Source organism: Serratia quinivorans (assembly GCF_052113645.1).
GTDB lineage: Bacteria > Pseudomonadota > Gammaproteobacteria > Enterobacterales > Enterobacteriaceae > Serratia > Serratia quinivorans_B.
This window is the reverse complement of sequence record NZ_JBIEIU010000015.1, coordinates 32,303-50,264: the sequence shown is the minus strand read 5'-3', so window position 1 is coordinate 50,264 and position 17,962 is coordinate 32,303. Positions and strand designations below refer to the sequence as shown.

Sequence of the window (17,962 nt, the reverse complement as noted above, 5' to 3'; positions counted from 1 at the left end):
GGGCATGTTGTCGTCTTAAGATTTAATTAACGCACCGGCATAGTCCAGTTGTCGCCAGGCTTCGTATACCACCACCGCAACGGCATTGGACAGGTTCATGCTGCGGCTTTGCGCCTGCATGGGAATGCGGATTTTCTGCTGTGCCGGCAAGGCTTCGAGGATCTCGGCAGGCAGCCCGCGAGTTTCCGGTCCGAACAGCAAGTAGTCGCCGGCCTGATAGCTGACCGCGCTGTGCGCCGGGGTGCCTTTGGTGGTCAGGGCAAACAGGCGTTGCGGATTTTCGCTGGCGAGAAAGGCCGCGTAGTCGGCGTGACGTCGGATGCTGGCAAATTCATGATAGTCCAGCCCGGCACGCCGCAGGCGTTTATCGTCCCACGGGAAGCCCATCGGCTCTATCAGGTGCAGTTGAAAACCGGTATTGGCACACAGGCGGATGATATTGCCGGTGTTGGGTGGAATTTCAGGTTCGAATAAAACAATGTTCAGCATGTAAAAAGCCCCTCATGACGAGGGGCGCAGAATAACAAAATCTTACTGGCCTGTCTTAGGCGATCAGCGTTGGTGTAGCGGCAGCCACAGTACCAACCGCAGCCCGCCGAGCGGACTGTCTTCCGCTTTCACCCAACCGCGATGCTGGTTGACGGCCGCTTCTACGATCGCCAGGCCCAGTCCGGTCCCGCCGGATGCGCGATCGCGTGCTTCATCGGTACGATAGAACGGCCGGAATATTTGCTCGCGATCTTCCGTGCTGACGCCCGGGCCGTCGTCGTCGACCACAATGGTGATGCCCTGGTTATCCGCGCTGAACGCCACGGCAATCTGGGTGTTCGAATAGCGCAGGGCATTACGCACGATGTTTTCCAACGCGCTATCCAATGCGCCGGCGTTGCCGAACAGGGTCCACGGGCCGGGAGGGGAGGTGACCTTCAGCTGTTTGCCCATTTGTTCGGCTTCGAAGCCGGCATCATCCAGCACATCGGCCCACAGCTCGTTGGCCAGCAACCGTTCACGTACCAACTCGCTTTTCTGTTGCCCACGCGACAGCACCAATAAATCGTTGATCATCGAGTCCAGGCGTTGTGCTTCGGTTTCGATGCGTGCCAACTCATGGCCTTCACCATGACGACGGCGCATCAGTGCTGTCGCCAACTGCAGGCGGGTCAGCGGTGTGCGCAGTTCATGCGAAATATCGGAGATCAGCCGTTGCTGGGCGGTCATCATACGTTCCAGCGCACTGACCATCTGGTTGAAACTGGCACCGGTCGCCAGGAACTCTTGTGGCCCGGCCTCCAGTTCAGGATGCTGTTTCAGGTTGCCGCGTGCCACGTCATCGGCCGCGTTCTTAAGTTTACGAGCCGGTTTGGCCAGGCTCCACGCCAGCCATAGCAGCAAGGGCGCACTAATCAGCATGGTGACGATCAGCAGCAGGAGCGGCCGGTCGAACATCAGGTTGATAAAATCGGATTGTGGGCTGTTGGCAGGACGGATCAGGTACAACTGGTAGTTGTCTTCGCCATCACGTACCGAGAAGGGGCCGACCAGTTCGACGCGGCCGTATTTTTTCTTCTTCGGATGATCGGAATTATCAGATTGGCCGATAAAATTGCGCACCAACTGCATTTCGTTGCGCTGCATGTTGCCAATCACCCGGCCTTCGCTGGTGACCAGAAGCAGGCGCTGCCCTGGTGGGGCCCATTTTTCAATGGCGCGGAATAAGCGCCGCCACCACATCAAATCGTTGGCCGGATCGTTTTGCAACTCGGCCTCGACATGTTGTTCCAGCATCAGTCCCTGCCGCTGCTCGCTGTCCAGCAGCGAGGTCATTTGGCGGGAGTCTAACTTGGGCACCATCAACACCAACATCAGCACCAGGGCCAATGTGAACCAGAAAATGGCGAAGATACGTGCCGTCAAACTGTTGATCATGTTGCAGATACCATTAAGTAGCCCCGACCCCGCAGCGTTTTGAACCACGGATGGCCGTCTTTACGGTTCGGCAGCTTACGTCGCAGGTTGGAGATATGCATATCGATAGCGCGATCAAAAGGCGTCAGTCGTTTGCCCAGCACTTCCTGGCTCAGCAGTTCACGTGACACCACCTGACCCAGGTGCTGCGCCAGTAGGTACAGCAGAGTAAATTCGGTACCGGTGAGATCCAGCGTTTGGCCGTCGAAGCTGGCTTCCTGGCGACCCGGATTGAGCTGAAGGCCGTCAACGTCCAGCGTCGGTGCGCCGGTATCGACATTCTGCTGTTGTTCACTCCAGTTGGAACGACGCAGGATCGCACGGATACGCGCCACCAGCTCGCGATCGTTAAAGGGTTTTGGCAGGTAGTCATCGGCGCCCAGTTCCAGGCCCAGTACACGGTCCAGTTCGCTACCGCGAGCGGTCAGCATAATGACCGGAGTCTGGTGATGCTGACGTAGCTCTTTCAAAGTATCGATACCGTTTTTCTTCGGCATCATGATATCGAGCAGCAGCAGATCGATGGAGCTGTCCAGTAGCGACAACGCCTGTTCGCCATCGTAAGCAACCACGATGGTAAAGCCTTCCATTTCAAGCAGTTCTTTTAACAGCGAGGTCAGCTCGCGGTCGTCGTCAACTAACAGAATTTTATTCATTGTGTTTTACCTCCTGACGCAAAATACGTCATCAACTGTTGGCATTCCATGACTTTACGTAGTTTTACATGCACTGACGCATGTTTGCAGGTGCAGCAGTACACTGCTCCTCGTTGATTCGCAAAGTGAGAAAGCACGAGGAGTTGAAATGCGTAAGGTGACCGCATTAGTTATGGCATCAATGCTGGCAATAGGTTCTACCGCTGCCTTCGCTGCCGACACTACATCGGAAACTGCACCGACTCCCGGAAACGATGCGATGACCAGAACACCTGGCCAACACCACATGTTCGACGGTGTCAGCCTGACTGAGCAGCAACGCCAGCAAATGCGCGATTTAATGCGCCAGGCGCGCCACGATTTGCCAGGTGTCAATGTAGCTGAAATGGAAGCCATGCATAAGCTGGTGACCGCAGACAAATTTGATGAAGCCGCCGTGTATGCCCAGGCGGAACAGATGGCTCAGCAACAGGTTAAGCGCCAGGTCGAAATGGCCCGGGTACGCAACCAAATGTATAACTTGCTGACGCCACAGCAAAAAAGCGTTTTAGACCAGAAGCATCAGCAGCGCATGCAGCAGATGGAGCAACAAATTTCTGGTTTGCAGCAAACTTCTGCCCAGAAGTTAAGTATGACTGAGTAGTCCCCTGTTTTTCCTTGCCATAGACACCATCCCTGTCTTCCCCCGCCATGATGGCGGGGTTTTTTTTATCCATCAATTACAGCTTGATAGCCCATTAGGCCACTCTGCGAGATTAAACCACAGAGTATGGACCATGATGATGTTTATCGCTGACCGCCCCCGCTATCTTTATCGCTATGACCGGATCCTCTTCCGCGACGCTCATGCCTTTGGCCACGGCAGACGGGGCCATCTGAAGGGCTTTTTTGCCCATCATTCCGTTATACTCACCCTCTCGACGTTTAACCAGGATGGGTTATGGAACCGCAATATGCGCGTTTGGTGAAATCTGCCGCGTTAGCTGCCACCGTTTTGGCCTCAGCGCTGTTACTGATCAAAATTGTCGCCTGGTATCACACCGGTTCGGTGAGCCTGTTGGCGGCGTTGGTGGATTCGCTGGTGGACATTGCCGCATCGCTGACCAACCTGCTGGTGGTGCGTTACTCGCTGCAGCCGGCCGATGAAGAACACACCTTCGGACACGGCAAGGCCGAGTCGCTGGCGGCGCTGGCGCAAAGCATGTTTATTTCCGGCTCGGCGTTGTTTCTGTTTCTGACCGGTTTTCAGCATTTGTACTCGCCGGAAACCTTGCGCGATCCCGGTATCGGTATTGTCGTGACGGTGGTGGCGTTGTTCAGCACCCTGTTGCTGGTCACCTATCAGCGTTGGGTAGTAAGAAAAACTCGCAGTCAGGCAGTGCGAGCAGATATGCTGCATTATCAGTCAGATGTCATGATGAATGGTGCTATTCTTATAGCGCTTGCGCTAAGCTGGTACGGTTTTCACCGGGCGGATGCGCTGTTTGCCTTGGGAATAGGCGTCTACATTCTTTATAGCGCGTTGAGGATGGGCTACGAGGCTGTGCAATCGCTGCTGGACAGGGCATTGCCGGACGACGAACGTCAGGCGATTATTGATGTGATCTCCTCATGGCCTGGGGTGAAAGGCGCGCATGATTTGCGTACCCGCCAGTCCGGTCCGACGCGTTTTATTCAGCTGCATCTGGAGATGGACGATGCGCTGCCGCTGATGCAGGCGCATATTCTGGCTGAACAGGTGGAGCAGGCGTTATTGCATCGTTTTCCGGGGGCTGATGTTCTCATCCACCAGGATCCTTGTTCCGTGGTACCCGCGGGCCGACAGGGGCGTTGGGAGCTATAATCAGTACAGGATGACGAGAATGAGCGCAGCAGGTAAATGATGGCATTAGCTCCGCGTGCCATGGCGGTTTTTTACCGCAATATAGCGTGACTTGAATCAATTCAGCTGGGTGTTTTTGCTATAATATCCAGCAATAAAGCCGTAAAGCTGGTTTTCTGCAGCCGGAGAGGTTTCAAGACAATCGGCGAATACAGAATTCTTAAGAAATTGCATCTACAGTTCAGAGGTAGTCATGATCAAGAAAATCGGTGTACTGACGAGTGGCGGTGATTCGCCGGGTATGAACGCTGCGATCCGTGGCGTTGTGCGTGCTGCACTTTCGGAAGGTCTGGAAGTTTTTGGTATTTACGATGGCTACCTTGGCTTGTACGAAGATCGCATGGAACAATTGGACCGCTACAGCGTGTCCGATATGATCAATCGCGGTGGCACTTTCCTCGGTTCGGCCCGCTTCCCTGAGTTCAGAGACGACAGCGTACGCGCCAAGGCAATTGAGAATCTGCAAAACCGCGGTATTGATGCGCTGGTAGTGATCGGCGGCGACGGTTCCTATATGGGGGCCAAACGCCTGACGGAAGAGGGTTTCCCTTGTATCGGTCTGCCGGGCACCATCGATAACGACGTGGCCGGTACCGACTACACCATCGGCTTTTTCACCGCGCTCGAAACCGTAGTGGAAGCCATTGACCGTTTGCGTGATACCTCCTCTTCACATCAGCGTATTTCCATCGTTGAAGTGATGGGGCGCTATTGCGGCGATCTGACGTTGGCGGCAGCGATTGCCGGCGGTTGCGAATTCATCGTGCTGCCGGAAACTGAATTCAACCGCGAAGATCTGGTATGTGAAATCAAGGCCGGTATCGCCAAAGGCAAGAAACACGCGATTGTGGCGATCACCGAACACATCTGCGATATCGATGAATTGGCTCGTCATATCGAACAGGAAACCAAGCGTGAAACCCGCGCTACCGTGCTGGGGCATATTCAGCGTGGCGGTTCGCCGGTAGCTTACGACCGTATTCTGGCTTCCCGCATGGGCGCTTACGCTATCGAGCTGCTGTTGCAGGGTTACGGCGGCCGTTGCGTCGGTATCCAGAATGAGAAGATGGTGCACCACGACATCATCGATGCGATCGAAAACATGAAGCGTCCGTTCAAGGGCGACTGGCTGGAAACGGCGAAAAAGCTGTACTGATCCCGTCTTAATTCAGTTCGTAGAAGCCTCCGCATGCGGGGGCTTTTTTATGCTCGCGGCGGGTATATTCCAGAATCGTCTAGCCCAACATTTTTTATTCTTTAATTGGTCGGGAAGTTTCTGGCAGGCTCTGATGTTAAATCAACCGATTGAGGTTGTGATTAATTTTCCTGGGAGAGCGAGTCGATGCGTATGCGTAAATGGGGTGTAGGTCTGACAATAATGCTGCTGGCGTCCGGCGCCATGGCGAAAGATATCCAACTGTTGAACGTTTCGTACGACCCGACGCGTGAGTTCTATCAGGAATATAACACCGCATTCGGCAAATATTGGCAGCAGCAGACCGGCGATAAAGTGACGGTACGCCAGTCGCATGGCGGTTCCGGCAAGCAGGCGACCTCGGTGATTAACGGGATTGAGGCCGATGTGGTGACGCTGGCGCTGGCCTATGATGTGGACGCAATCGCCGAGCGTGGGCGCATCGACAAAGCGTGGATCAAGCGCCTGCCGGACAACTCTGCGCCTTATACCTCGACCATCGTGTTCCTGGTGCGCAAAGGCAACCCAAAACAAATTCACGACTGGGCTGATTTGGTTAAGCCGGGCGTCTCGGTGATTACCCCGAACCCGAAAACCTCCGGCGGCGCACGCTGGAATTATCTGGCGGCCTGGGGTTATGCGCTGCACCAGAACAATAACGATCAGGCCAAAGCGCAGGAGTTCGTTAAAAACCTGTATAAGAACGTCGAAGTGCTGGATTCCGGCGCGCGTGGTTCAACCAATACCTTCGTTGAACGCGGCATCGGCGATGTGCTGATCGCTTGGGAAAACGAAGCTTTGCTGGCGGAAAAAGAGCTGGGTAAAGACAAGTTTGAAATTATTACCCCAAGCGAATCGATTCTGGCTGAACCGACCGTCTCGGTGGTGGACAAAGTGGTTGATAAGCGCGGGACCCGCGATGTGGCCACGGCTTACCTGAAGTATCTGTATACGCCTGAAGGGCAAACCATCGCGGCGAAAAACTACTACCGTCCGCGTGACGCGGCTGTGGCGGCCAAGTTTACCGAGCAGTTCCCAAAACTGAAGCTGTTCACCGTGGATGATACCTTTGGCGGCTGGACTCAGGCACAGAAAGTGCACTTTGCCACCGGCGGCATATTCGACGAGATCAGCAAGCGCTAATACCTTGATGACGGCAATAAAAAACCCCGGCATTGCGGCAAGCCGGGGTTTTGTTATTTATCAGCCGAATAAAATCAGGCTTTTTTAGCAGCCGCAGCGGCTTTGACGATCACGGCGAAAGCATCGGCTTTCAGTGATGCGCCGCCAACCAGTGCGCCGTCGATGTCCGGCTGGGTGAACAGCTCGGCAGCATTTTTATCGTTCACGGAACCGCCGTACTGGATGATCACTTCAGCAGCGACCGCGGCATCCTGTTTGGCGATGTGATCGCGGATAAATTTGTGTACTGCCTGTGCCTGCGCAGGGGTAGCGGACTTGCCGGTACCGATAGCCCAGATTGGCTCATAAGCGATAACGGCGCCTTTGAAGGCTTCTGCGCCCTGAGTTGTCAGTACCGCGTCGATCTGACGTGCACAAACTTCTTCGGTTTTACCCGCTTCGTTTTCTGCGTCGGTTTCACCGATGCACAGCACGGGGATCAGGCCGGCAGTTTTCAGCACGGCAAATTTCTCGGCGATCGCAGCATCAGTTTCTTTGTGGTAAGTACGACGCTCGGAGTGGCCGATGATGATGTATTGCGCACCGATATCTTTCAGCATGTCGGCGGAAACTTCACCGGTGAATGCGCCGGACAGGTTCACGTCTACGTTTTGGGCGCCCAGGGCAATGCGGCTGCCGGCCAGTGCGTGTTTAGCCTGATCCAGATACATGACCGGCGGTGCGATAGCGACGCCACAACCGTCAACGCTGCTCAGCTCATTGCGCAGAGCGGCGATCAGTTCGTTAACCATGTGAGTGCTGCCGTTAAGCTTCCAGTTACCCATAACTAATGGATGACGCATGTTTTTTCCTCCAACAAGGGAACGCGAGAGTCGAAATAACCACTGCCGGACCGGCAGTTTACCTGCCCAACAGTATAGAGATGATTAAGCTCGAAGGCTTTGCTTTTCGTCATTAAATAGCCTGCTGTTACGGCTCGGATAACGTCAGCTTAACCGGTTCAACAGCGAAAGTTACCCCTTTATCGCCGTTGTCCGCCACCACATAGCGGATCGCACCGACCTGCTGTTGGTAAAAGCGCGAGCCTTTGCCTTTTTCCAGTAGGTTGGCCACTTTGCTCAGGCTTTGTTCCACCGTCAGCGTGGGCTCAAACTGGCGCATCAGCGCGGCCATATAGCTGACGGCAAGGGTACGCGCGGCCTTTTCTTCGCTGCTCTGCTGTAGCGGCAGGTGGGTGATTTGCAGCGTTTTGATTTTCCCGGTGCCTTTTTCCAGTGCGGTGGAGGCATAGAGGTTTTCATTCAGCTTGCTGGCGGCGCGCGTGAGCAAAGGGGTGTCGTCTTCGGCAGTCGCGATGGCACGAAATTCGCCGATCGGCAGCGTCGGGTTGTCGCGGTTATATTTCTCGCGAAATTTTACCACCGTCAGATCAAACGTCGGCGCCCCAGCCAACAGGTACGGCGCGGTAGGCGACGCACTGACGGCGACATCCGGCGGATCGGCCCAGGCGCTGCTGATACCCAGCAACAGGCAGGCGATGGCGATGGTTTTTCTCAGCATGGTATACACGGCATCAATAACAAAGATGGCTCCGATTAAAGCGATAACCGAGGGGGGTGTCAAAGATCCCGCGCCATTATCGCTTACTGACAGGAAAGCTGTGCGTTACTCCGCGTAATGCAGGGCAGAAACCTTCGCCCGGCAGCGCCTATGTTACACTGCACGGCAGAATATGGGCAGGCTAACAACGCAGGATTCAATGACAATACAACAGTGGTGCTTTTCGTTTAAAGGCCGAATTGGGCGGCGTGATTTCTGGATTTGGATGGTGCTGTGGCTGCTGCTGATGGCGGTGGCTTTTTCGCTCGCCAGTCGTGAATTGGTGGATATCCAGACCATCGCGTTCTTTATCGTTGGGTTGCTATGGCCAACGGCGGCGGTATTGGTGAAGCGGTTGCATGACCGCAATAAAGCCGGTTGGTGGGCGTTGTTGCTGATTGTGGCCTGGCTGCTGGCGGCAGGTAACTGGCAGATGCTGGCGCCGGTTTGGCAGTGGGGCGTGGGGCGTTTTATTCCAACGTTGATCATTGTGATGATGATGATCGATTTGGGCGCGTTCGTCGGCACGCCCGAGGATAATCGTTTTGGTCCGCCAGCCAAACCCGTAAAGTTCAGCGCGGACTGAGGTTACGGGTTACCAGTAATGCTCGCTGGTGATATGGCCCGGTTTGCGGCGCAGGTGCTTGCGCATTTGTCGCTGATCTTTCAGCGTTTGCTGGGTATCGCGCACCATTTGCGGGTTACCGCACAGCATGACGTGGTCAGCTTCAGCGTCGAGGGTTAAGCCCACCGCCGCTTCCAGCCGGCCGTCCTCAATCAGCGCCGGCACCCGGCCTGTCAGTGAGCCGGCGACCTCTTCGCGGCTGACGATGGTCTGAATACGCAGTTTACCGTTGTAACGCTGCTGCAATTGCTGCATCAGCGGCAGATAGCTGAGATCGCGCGCAAAGCGGGCGGCATGCACCAGCACCAGATTTTTGAAACGTTCCAGGCCTTTGCCTTCCTGGAGAATCGACAGGTAAGGGCCGATGGCGGTGCCGGTGGCCAACATCCACAGGGTGTCGCATTCCGGCACCTCATCCAGCACGAAAAATCCGGCCGCCTCTTTGGTCACCATCACTTCCGATCCCGGCCGCAGCTGATTGAGCTGCGGGCTCAGTTTGCCTTCCGGCACGGTAACCAGGTAAAACTCCAGATTCGGATCGCTGGGGGCGTTGACGTAGGAATAGGCGCGCTGCACGCGTTCGCCGTCAACTTCCAACGCCAGTTTTGCGAACTGCCCGGCGATAAAGGGATCTATGGGGGCGTGGACGGTAATGCTGAACAACCCGTCGGTCCATTGTTTGACTTGCGTAACCTTGCCATTAACCCAATCAGCCATACTCTAAAGCTCCAATGGTCGAATCAAATAAGCGCAATGTCGTGAGCCGGAAATGGCATGCGCAGTACGCTCTATGCGATAGCCGTGGCCAAACAGGCGGTGAAACAGTTGCAGCTCCGAGTTGCACAGGCTGCTGCAAGCGGTGGCCGCTACGCCGATGGGGCAGTGGTTTTCCACCAGCAGCATGCCTTGCGGATGCTCAAGCAGCTCGGCCATGTACCCATCGTGTTGCCGCAGGCGTACCAACCGAGCGAGTTTGGCCTGATGGCAGGTCTCTTCCGACAGCTCTTCGGCATAGCGCTGATAAAGTTTTTCTTCGCGCGCGCTGAGTAACTGTTCCACTCCTTCAGCGCCAAACAGCTGATGGGCGGATCCCAACAATGCCGTCGCTAAAGTATCGTGACTATCGGCGAACCGGCCGTGGCCCTGATGCGTCAGCGACCAGTAGCGTGTAGGACGGCCCACTTTGGTGCGCGCTTCCTCGTAACAAACCCACTCACGTTTTTCCAGGGATTGCAGATGCTGACGGATGCCCATAGGGGTGATGTCCAGACGCTCGGCCAGCATTTTGGCGGAGTGCGGTCCCAAGGTTTTTAACTGCAGTAAAATCAGCTCTGGTGTCTTCATGGATCCCAATCCCTATGGTGTTATTTTATTTCAAGATGATGAAAATAATTATCGATTAAATGCTAAAGCCAAACTACTGAAAATTTGTCCTTTTTAACCCATAAGCGGTAGACGTACAGTTTAATTTACGAGGCTGGTTGCCTTTGCTGCCACTGTGACGGGGATCAATATCTGTCTGAAACTCGCTAAAAAAATCAGATTTGTTAGCTTATGCCGCCATAGAGGGCTGCTCGCCGTTCTGGCTGAATGTGGGGCCATACCGGGACGCTGTGACGGGTTAAAACGTTAACGAAGATAATGAGAAAAATAGAAAACTTTCACCTGTTGGTGATGCTTACCCTGTTGGTGGCCGTCGGTCAGATGGCACAAACCATTTATGTTCCTGTTATTGCTGATATCGCCAAGGATCTGTCGGTGCGCTCCGGTGCGGTGCAGCGCGTGATGGCGGCATATCTGATGACCTATGGATTCTCGCAACTGATTTACGGCCCGCTGTCAGACCGCATTGGCCGTCGCCCGGTGATCCTGGCCGGGATGATGATCTTCCTGATTGGCGCCCTCGGGGCGCTGTTGTCCAACAGCCTGACGATGCTGGTTGCCGCCAGCGCCATTCAAGGCATGGGCACCGGCGTGGCGGGGGTGATGGCACGTACCATGCCGCGTGACTTGTATGCCGGCACCTCGCTGCGTTATGCCAATAGCCTGCTGAACATGGGCATTCTGGTGAGTCCGCTGCTGGCACCGATCATCGGCGGCGCCTTGGCGATGGTCTTCGGCTGGCGTGCCTGTTATGCCTTCCTGCTGGTGCTGTGTGCCGGCGTGGCCTTCGCCATGTTCCGTTGGTTGCCGGAAACCCGGCCGCAGCAGACCGAAAAGCGGCGCATGCTGGCGAGTTTCCGCAAGTTGCTGACCGATGGCACTTTCAGTTGTTATCTGGTGATGCTGATCGGCGCACTGGCGGGGATCGCCGTATTTGAAGCCAGCTGTGGCGTGCTGATGGGCGGGGTGCTGGGCCTGAGCGGCCTGACCGTCAGCATCCTGTTTATTCTGCCGATCCCGGCGGCGTTTTTTGGCGCCTGGTATGCCGGTCGCGACGGTAAAACCTTCCACACCCTGGTATGGCATTCGGTCATCAGTTGCCTGCTGGCGGGCCTGATGATGTGGATCCCGGGCTGGTTTGGGGTGATGAATATCTGGACGCTGATTGTACCGGCGGCACTGTTCTTCTTCGGTGCAGGCATGCTGTTCCCACTGGCCACTACCGGTGCGATGGAGCCGTTCCCCTATCTGGCGGGCGCGGCGGGTGCATTGGTGGGGGGTATGCAGAACATGGGCTCTGGCCTGGCGACCTGGCTTTCCGCCATGCTGCCGCAGACCGGGCAGTTCAGCCTCGGCCTGCTGATGTTTGCCATGGCGCTGTTGATTTTGCTGTGCTGGTGGCCGCTGTCGAACCGGATGCAGCATCAGGGTCATACCGCATAAAACGTGTAGGGAGTTTTATGACAAAGTGGTCTGTGGACCCGAGATACTCGGGCCTAGCGCACCGAGGGGCGCTCCGGCGGGCAAGCCGCTACGACCCCATCGGCACGCTCTCCCTAATAACGGGCTTTGTCAGCAGTCTGAGGGCGCCAATCGGCGCCCTGTTCAATTACAGCAGGAACTCGTGCAGCGCCGGGTCTTTGCGATCCAGATAATGGGTCGAACGGATGCGGCGGATAGTGCGTGACTTGCCGCGGATCAGCAGGGTTTCCGTGGTGGCCATATTGCCCTGACGGCTGATGCCTTCCAACAGATCGCCCTTGGTAATGCCGGTGGCGGAGAAAATGACATTGTCGTTGCGCGCCATGTCATCCAGCACCAACACCTTGCCGGCTTCAATTCCCATTTCTTTGCAGCGGGCCAGTTCTTCTTCGCCAATGCGACGATTTTCGGCGCTGTCGCCCTTCACCTGATGGCGCGGCAGCAGACGAGCTTGCATATCACCGTCCAGTGCGCGGATCACCGCAGCGGAAATCACTCCTTCAGGCGCGCCGCCGATGCCATACATGACGTCGACTTCGCTGTCCGGCATGCAGGTCAGGATAGAGGCCGCTACGTCGCCGTCAGGAATGGCGAATACCCGAACCCCAAGCTGTTGCATCTGAGCGATAACGCCGTCATGACGCGGTTTGGCCAGGATGACCACGGTCAGTTGCGTCAGCGGTTTGTCCAGGCAGGCCGCCACTCTGTTCAGGTTCTCTGCCAGCGGCAGGTTAAGATCGATAGCGCCGCGTGCCGCCGGACCAACCACCAATTTTTCCATATACATGTCCGGTGCGTGCAGGAAGGTGCCGCGATCGCCCACCGCCAGCACGGCCAATGCATTGGGCTGGCCCATGGCGGTCATGCGGGTGCCTTCGATAGGGTCGACCGCGATATCCACCGCATCGCCCTGACCGCTGCCGACCTGCTCGCCGATATACAGCATCGGCGCTTCATCAATCTCGCCTTCGCCGATCACGATGCGGCCATCGATATCCACTTTATTGAGCATAATGCGCATTGCGTTGACCGCAGCGCCGTCGGCGGCGTTCTTGTCGCCGCGTCCCAGCCATTTGTAGCCCGCCAGCGCGGCGGCTTCGGTAACACGGGAAAATTCGATGGCTAATTCACGTTTCATGGCAAAACCTGTCTGTGAGAAAGGAAGAAAATATCGGCAAAGTTTATCACAGCGGGCGACGGCGGGGGCGGGGCAAAAAAAACGCGCCGCCCGGAGGCAGCGCGTGATCAGGTTAATCAAACCAAACAGCGTTAGTCGTGCTCTTCCCAGGCTTGAGCACGGGCAACCGCTTTTTTCCAGCCGCTGTAACGGAAGTTGCGTTCGGTGGTTTCAATGCTTGGGCGGAATTCGCGTTCGATAACCGCCTTGCTCTTCACCTCGTCCAGGTCATTCCAGTAGCCGATAGCCAGGCCCGCCAGGAACGCTGCACCCAGAGCGGTCGACTCACGCACCTCAGGACGCTCTACACGGGTACCGAGGATGTCGGACTGGAACTGCATCAGGAAGTTGTTGGCGACCGCACCACCGTCCACACGCAGCGATTGCAGGCGGGTATTGGAGTCTGCCTGCATGGCATCCAGCACGTCGCGCGTCTGATAAGCAATGGACTCCAGCGTTGCGCGGATGATGTGATTGCTGTTCGCGCCGCGGGTCAGGCCGAAAATCGCGCCACGGGCATACGGGTCCCAGTAAGGGGCGCCCAAGCCGGTGAAGGCCGGTACCACGTACACGCCATTGCTGTCTTTCACCTTGGTGGCGAAGTATTCGGAGTCGGCCGCATCGCTGATCAGTTTCAGCTCATCGCGCAGCCATTGGATAGAAGCGCCGCCGATGAAGACTGCACCTTCCAGCGCGTAGTTCACTTCGCCGCGTGGGCCGCAGGCGATGGTGGTCAACAGACCGTGGCTGGAGCGCACCGCTTCTTTGCCGGTGTTCATCAGCAGGAAGCAGCCGGTGCCGTAGGTGTTTTTCGCCATGCCCGGTTGAACGCACAGTTGGCCGTACAGCGCCGCCTGCTGGTCACCGGCGATACCGGCGATAGGAATACGCGTGCCGCCTTTACCGCCGATGTTGGTCTGGCCGTAAACTTCTGAGGAAGGACGGACTTTCGGCAGCATGGCGCGTGGAATATCCAGCACTTCCAGCATGCGTTCATCCCAATCCAGCTCATGGATGTTGAACATCATGGTCCGTGAGGCGTTGGTGTAATCGGTCACATGCACCCGCCCTTGGGTCATTTTCCACACCAGCCAGGTATCAACGGTACCGAACAGCAGTTCGCCACGCTTGGCGCGCTCGCGGGCACCTTCAACGTGGTCGAGGATCCATTTTACCTTGGTGCCGGAGAAATACGGGTCAACCACCAGGCCGGTGTTGTGACGGATGTACTCTTCCAGGCCATCGCGTTTGAGTTTTTCGCAGATGTCGGCGGTGCGGCGGCATTGCCAGACGATGGCGTTGTAAATCGGTTTGCCGGTCTCTTTTTCCCAGACGATGGTGGTTTCACGCTGGTTGGTGATGCCGATACCGGCGATCTGATCGGAATTGATGTCGGCTTTCGCCAGCACTTCGACCAGCGTGGAGCTCTGTGATGACCAGATCTCCATAGGATCATGCTCAACCCAGCCGGCTTTCGGGTAAATTTGTGTGAACTCGCGCTGGGATACCGCAACAATGTTGGCATCGTGGTCGAGCACTACGGCACGTGAACTGGTGGTGCCCTGGTCGAGAGCGACAATGTATTTTTTTTCTACCGTCATGATCTTAGTCCTGCTGTTGTTAACCGTTTTAAAACTGTGCCAATCATGCTTTACGCTGCTGAGACTTGGCGGCGGGTTGTTCTTCGTCTACACAGACGTCACACGGCAAATTGCGGCCAATGAGCATACGGTAGCCGAAGGCACCCAGGCAGGCACCGATGATTGGACCAAAGATTGGCACCAGGAAGTACGGAATATCACGCGCACCGGTGAAGGCCACTTTGCCCCAGCCGGCCAGATAAGCGAACATTTTCGGACCGAAGTCACGTGCCGGGTTCAGCGCAAAGCCGGTCAATGGTCCCATAGAGGCGCCGATCACGGCAATCAGAATACCGATCAACAGCGGCGCCAGCGGGCCGCGCGGAATGCCGTTGCCGTCGTCGGTCAGTGCCAGGATCAGACACATCAGGATCGCGGTGATCACCGTTTCAACCAGGAAAGCCTGGCCTACGGAGATGTGCGCATTCGGGTAGGTAGAGAAGATGCCGGCCAGAGCCAGGCTTTCATCGCTGCCGCGTACCATGTGATTGGCCGCTTCGAAATCGAAGAACAGGTTGTAATACAACCCGTAGACCAGGGCTGCTGCGCAGAAGGCTCCGGCGATCTGTGCGACAATGTAAGGCAGTACTTTGCGTCCGTCAAAGCAGGCGAACAACCACAGCGCGATGGTGACTGCCGGGTTGAGATGCGCACCGGAAATGGCAGCGGTCAGATAGATGGCCATGGCAACGCCCAGGCCCCAGATGATACTGATTTCCCACTGGCCGAAGCTGGCACCTGCCAGTTTCAGCGCGGCAACACAGCCTACGCCAAAAAATATCAACAGGCCGGTGCCGAGGAACTCAGCGATGCACTGGCCTTTTAGGGTCGGACTGGTGGTTTGGCTCATAATGTTGTTGTCCTGCAAAACGGCGGTTATAGGTTTATAGGCTCGGGGATGTGTATCAACCTGGCCTATGGGTACAGTTTTTTCATCTCGTCCAATTATTAATTGAGGACGTGATGTAAATTTATCGTTAACGAACATAAACGAGAAATAGCGAAATCAAAATGTGTGTGCTTCGTCATAAAATTGAGCGAATTCGCGTCGTTTTGTGTTCTTTCTGCTCCATAAAACTGTGATCTGACCAGTGGTTTCGCCACCGATTGTTAACAAACCGATTTATGTCCCAGTGGGCATTTTCAGTTTTTGCTGATGGTGAGGGCAGGAAAATTGCAACAGACTGCGCGATGAGCCGGATGTTGCTAGACAGTCGGGGACAGGCTACTTACAATCGTTTTTATCGAAAGAAGCGTTTTATCGAGACAGGCGCGTTATTTTCAATAAAAGCGTGTGTCACTTGGCGCGATGCATATTCGCAGCAGTTGCAACCTGAGTTGCGGCCGTTACCTATAGATGTACGCCTTGCTATCATGAGGGGACTGAAGAATGTCATTTGAAGTATTTGAGAAATTGGAATCAAAAGTTCAGCAGGCGATCGATACCATCACCCTGCTGCAGATGGAAATTGAAGAGCTGAAAGACAAAAACAACACTCTGTCTCAGGAAGTTCAGGCTGCCTCCGGCAACCACGAATCGCTGGTACGTGAGAACCAGCAACTGAAAGAAGAACAGCACGTATGGCAAGACCGCCTGCGCGCGCTGTTGGGCAAAATGGAAGAAGTCTGATCCCGTATTGCACGATCGAAAAGGGCGCCTCAGGCGCCCTTTTTCATATCTGAAGATTACTCGATATCGAGCGGGTCCTCGGACAGAATAATCCCGGTGTTGTCGGCATACAGATGATCGCCGGAGAAGAAGGTCACACCGCCAAAGTTAACGCGGATGTCGCTTTCGCCAATGCTTTCGCTGGCGGCGCCGACCGGAATGGCCGCCATCGCCTGAATGCCGATGTCCAGTTCTTCCAAATCGTCCACCTGACGCACCGCACCGTAGACCACGATGCCTTCCCATTCGTTCTGGGTTGCCAGGCGCGCCAGTTCTGCGTTGATCAGGGCACGGCGTACCGAGCCACCGCCATCAATAACCAGAACGCGGCCACGACCGTTTTCTTCAAGCAGCTCGAATAACAGGCCGTTATCCTCAAAGCACTTCACCGTGGTGATTTGCCCGCCAAATGAAGTACGCCCGCCAAAATTGGAGAATAGAGGCTCAACAACGTTTACCTCTTCATGGTAGATATCGCAAAGTTCGGAAGTATCGTATTTCATAGGATTTTACGTCTGTTTGCCGCTGGAATTATCAGTATATCCCTTTATTCGCCCTGTTGGCAAAATCATCAGTTCGATGGCTAACTGAGCACCACGCCGATCGCGAACAGCACATTGGCCAGCAGCGCCGCTTTGACCATATGTTCCAGCATGGGCCGCATGCCGGCCGGCGTTGGATCGCGCAACACGCGCAGGCCATGACGAACCAGCAGTGGGATAGCCAGTACAAACAGCCAGCCCCACAGGCTATGCAGATTAAGCAGTGTGAACAAGGTGAAGCAGGCGACTGCCCCCATCAGCAACGCCACGTGGTAATAGCGTGCGTTCTGTGGCCCCAGGCGCACCGCCAGGGTATTTTTGCCGTTGGCGCGGTCGCTTTCGATATCGCGCAAATTATTGATGTTGAGCACCGCAGTGGCCAGCAGGCCGCAGGCCGTGGCCGGCAGCATCACGATACTGTCAAACGCATGGGTTTGCAGATAGTAGGTGCCCGCCACGCTCAACCAGCCGAAGAATACCAGCACCGAAATGTCGCCCAGCCCCAGATAACCATAGGGTTTGGTGCCGACGGTATAGGTAATGGCGGCAACGATAGAGAGCCCGCCCAGCACCAGGAAACCCACCACATCGCTCGGTTGTTCACAGGCTACGGCGATCAATGAACAGCCGGCAATCGTGATCAACACCACCGTCACTACCAACGCGCGTTTCATTTGTGCCTGGGTGATCATGCCTTTTTGCATGCCACGCAACGGCCCGATGCGATCTTCTTTGTCGCTGCCTTTTACCGCATCGCCATAGTCGTTCGCCAGATTGGAGAGAATTTGCAGCAGACCGGCAGTCAGCAGCGCCAGCAGTGCCACGCCGGGCTTCAGGCTGCCTTGCCAGGCGGCAATGGCGGAGCCGACGACGATCGAGGCAAAGGCCAGCGGCAGGGTGCGCGGCCGTAAACTTTCAAGCCAGGCCCTGGCCGGGGAGGTGGTAGTTGATGAGCTCATTTTTCGCTTCAGAGTTAGTGGCTGTGTCCGTTAGAAATAATTGTG

Annotated in this window: 20 protein-coding genes; 8 read left to right on the top strand and 12 right to left on the bottom strand. The window is 55.8% G+C overall.

Features of this window, described 5'->3' with window-relative positions:
* Positions 1–15: 15 nt before the first annotated feature.
* From trmL to cpxR, 3 genes are all read right to left on the bottom strand, one after another.
* Complete coding sequence (gene trmL, locus ACGS9J_RS22350; protein ID WP_442232928.1) at positions 16–489, bottom strand: tRNA (uridine(34)/cytosine(34)/5-carboxymethylaminomethyluridine(34)-2'-O)-methyltransferase TrmL; 474 nt, start codon at positions 487–489, stop codon at positions 16–18.
* Between the two features lie 63 nt (positions 490–552).
* Positions 553–1,926: an envelope stress sensor histidine kinase CpxA gene (gene cpxA, locus ACGS9J_RS22345; protein ID WP_442232927.1), complete on the bottom strand. Its 1,374-nt coding sequence runs from the start codon at positions 1,924–1,926 to the stop codon at positions 553–555.
* Positions 1,923–2,621, bottom strand: coding sequence for an envelope stress response regulator transcription factor CpxR (gene cpxR / locus ACGS9J_RS22340; protein ID WP_004953234.1), 699 nt, complete (start codon positions 2,619–2,621; stop codon positions 1,923–1,925). The genes cpxA and cpxR overlap by 4 nt, the downstream gene beginning before the upstream one ends.
* Before the next feature lie 148 nt (positions 2,622–2,769).
* Between cpxR and cpxP the strand changes: the two genes are divergently transcribed.
* The 5 genes from cpxP to ACGS9J_RS22315 all read left to right on the top strand — a co-directional run bounded on the left by cpxP (position 2,770) and on the right by ACGS9J_RS22315 (position 6,841).
* A complete protein-coding gene (gene cpxP, locus ACGS9J_RS22335) occupies positions 2,770–3,264 on the top strand; it encodes a cell-envelope stress modulator CpxP (RefSeq protein ID WP_442232926.1) in 495 nt (164 codons plus the stop codon).
* A 133-nt stretch (positions 3,265–3,397) separates the two neighbouring features.
* Positions 3,398–3,589: a hypothetical protein gene (locus ACGS9J_RS22330; protein ID WP_442232925.1), complete on the top strand. Its 192-nt coding sequence runs from the start codon at positions 3,398–3,400 to the stop codon at positions 3,587–3,589.
* Positions 3,562–4,464 (top strand): CDF family cation-efflux transporter FieF, encoded by a 903-nt coding sequence (fieF, locus tag ACGS9J_RS22325; RefSeq protein ID WP_442232924.1) that lies wholly within the window; start codon positions 3,562–3,564, stop codon positions 4,462–4,464. The genes ACGS9J_RS22330 and fieF overlap by 28 nt, the downstream gene beginning before the upstream one ends.
* Positions 4,465–4,696: 232 nt before the next feature.
* Positions 4,697–5,659: a 6-phosphofructokinase gene (gene pfkA, locus ACGS9J_RS22320; protein WP_209640046.1), complete on the top strand. Its 963-nt coding sequence runs from the start codon at positions 4,697–4,699 to the stop codon at positions 5,657–5,659.
* A gap of 192 nt (positions 5,660–5,851) precedes the next feature.
* Positions 5,852–6,841 (top strand): sulfate ABC transporter substrate-binding protein, encoded by a 990-nt coding sequence (locus tag ACGS9J_RS22315; RefSeq protein ID WP_442232959.1) that lies wholly within the window; start codon positions 5,852–5,854, stop codon positions 6,839–6,841.
* A 74-nt stretch (positions 6,842–6,915) separates the two neighbouring features.
* On the opposite strand, the gene tpiA is transcribed toward ACGS9J_RS22315, so the two are convergent.
* Together tpiA and ACGS9J_RS22305 are read right to left on the bottom strand one after the other, a co-directional pair.
* The gene (tpiA, locus tag ACGS9J_RS22310; protein ID WP_442232923.1) at positions 6,916–7,683 is read right to left on the bottom strand and encodes a triose-phosphate isomerase; all 768 of its coding nucleotides are present in this window, start codon (positions 7,681–7,683) and stop codon (positions 6,916–6,918) included.
* Between the two features lie 127 nt (positions 7,684–7,810).
* A complete protein-coding gene (locus ACGS9J_RS22305; RefSeq protein ID WP_442232922.1) occupies positions 7,811–8,401 on the bottom strand; it encodes a DUF1454 family protein in 591 nt (196 codons plus the stop codon).
* 199 nt (positions 8,402–8,600) lie between these two features.
* On the opposite strand from ACGS9J_RS22305, the gene ACGS9J_RS22300 reads away from it, so the two are divergent.
* Positions 8,601–9,026, top strand: a complete 426-nt coding sequence (locus ACGS9J_RS22300; RefSeq protein ID WP_442232921.1) for a DUF805 domain-containing protein — start codon at positions 8,601–8,603, stop codon at positions 9,024–9,026.
* Between the two features lie 9 nt (positions 9,027–9,035).
* Here the strand turns inward: ACGS9J_RS22300 and fpr are convergent, their stop codons facing one another.
* Together fpr and ACGS9J_RS22290 are read right to left on the bottom strand one after the other, a co-directional pair.
* Complete coding sequence (gene fpr / locus ACGS9J_RS22295) at positions 9,036–9,782, bottom strand: ferredoxin--NADP(+) reductase (RefSeq protein WP_442232920.1); 747 nt, start codon at positions 9,780–9,782, stop codon at positions 9,036–9,038.
* Between the two features lie 3 nt (positions 9,783–9,785).
* Positions 9,786–10,409 carry a helix-turn-helix transcriptional regulator gene (locus ACGS9J_RS22290; RefSeq protein WP_442232919.1) on the bottom strand — a complete coding sequence of 208 codons (624 nt, stop codon included), beginning with the start codon at positions 10,407–10,409 and terminating at the stop codon, positions 9,786–9,788.
* A 297-nt stretch (positions 10,410–10,706) separates the two neighbouring features.
* Between ACGS9J_RS22290 and emrD the strand changes: the two genes are divergently transcribed.
* On the top strand, positions 10,707–11,891 hold the full coding sequence (gene emrD, locus ACGS9J_RS22285; protein WP_442232918.1) for a multidrug efflux MFS transporter EmrD: 1,185 nt from the start codon (positions 10,707–10,709) through the stop codon (positions 11,889–11,891).
* A gap of 166 nt (positions 11,892–12,057) precedes the next feature.
* Here emrD and glpX read toward each other — a convergent pair whose 3' ends face one another.
* The 3 genes from glpX to ACGS9J_RS22270 form a co-directional block, all read right to left on the bottom strand.
* Positions 12,058–13,068, bottom strand: coding sequence for a class II fructose-bisphosphatase (gene glpX / locus ACGS9J_RS22280; protein WP_442232917.1), 1,011 nt, complete (start codon positions 13,066–13,068; stop codon positions 12,058–12,060).
* Positions 13,069–13,199: 131 nt separating this feature from the next.
* Entirely contained in the window at positions 13,200–14,708 is a 1,509-nt protein-coding gene (glpK, locus tag ACGS9J_RS22275) for a glycerol kinase GlpK (RefSeq protein WP_442232916.1), read from the bottom strand.
* A 43-nt stretch (positions 14,709–14,751) separates the two neighbouring features.
* A complete protein-coding gene (locus tag ACGS9J_RS22270; RefSeq protein WP_442232915.1) occupies positions 14,752–15,597 on the bottom strand; it encodes an MIP/aquaporin family protein in 846 nt (281 codons plus the stop codon).
* A 540-nt stretch (positions 15,598–16,137) separates the two neighbouring features.
* Between ACGS9J_RS22270 and zapB the strand changes: the two genes are divergently transcribed.
* The gene (gene zapB, locus ACGS9J_RS22265; protein ID WP_012147470.1) at positions 16,138–16,377 is read left to right on the top strand and encodes a septal ring assembly protein ZapB; all 240 of its coding nucleotides are present in this window, start codon (positions 16,138–16,140) and stop codon (positions 16,375–16,377) included.
* Positions 16,378–16,433: 56 nt separating this feature from the next.
* Here the strand turns inward: zapB and rraA are convergent, their stop codons facing one another.
* Both rraA and ACGS9J_RS22255 read right to left on the bottom strand, forming a co-directional pair.
* Positions 16,434–16,919: a ribonuclease E activity regulator RraA gene (rraA, locus tag ACGS9J_RS22260; protein WP_020837546.1), complete on the bottom strand. Its 486-nt coding sequence runs from the start codon at positions 16,917–16,919 to the stop codon at positions 16,434–16,436.
* An 80-nt stretch (positions 16,920–16,999) separates the two neighbouring features.
* Positions 17,000–17,917, bottom strand: coding sequence for a 1,4-dihydroxy-2-naphthoate polyprenyltransferase (locus tag ACGS9J_RS22255; RefSeq protein ID WP_442232914.1), 918 nt, complete (start codon positions 17,915–17,917; stop codon positions 17,000–17,002).
* Positions 17,918–17,962 lie beyond the last annotated feature (45 nt).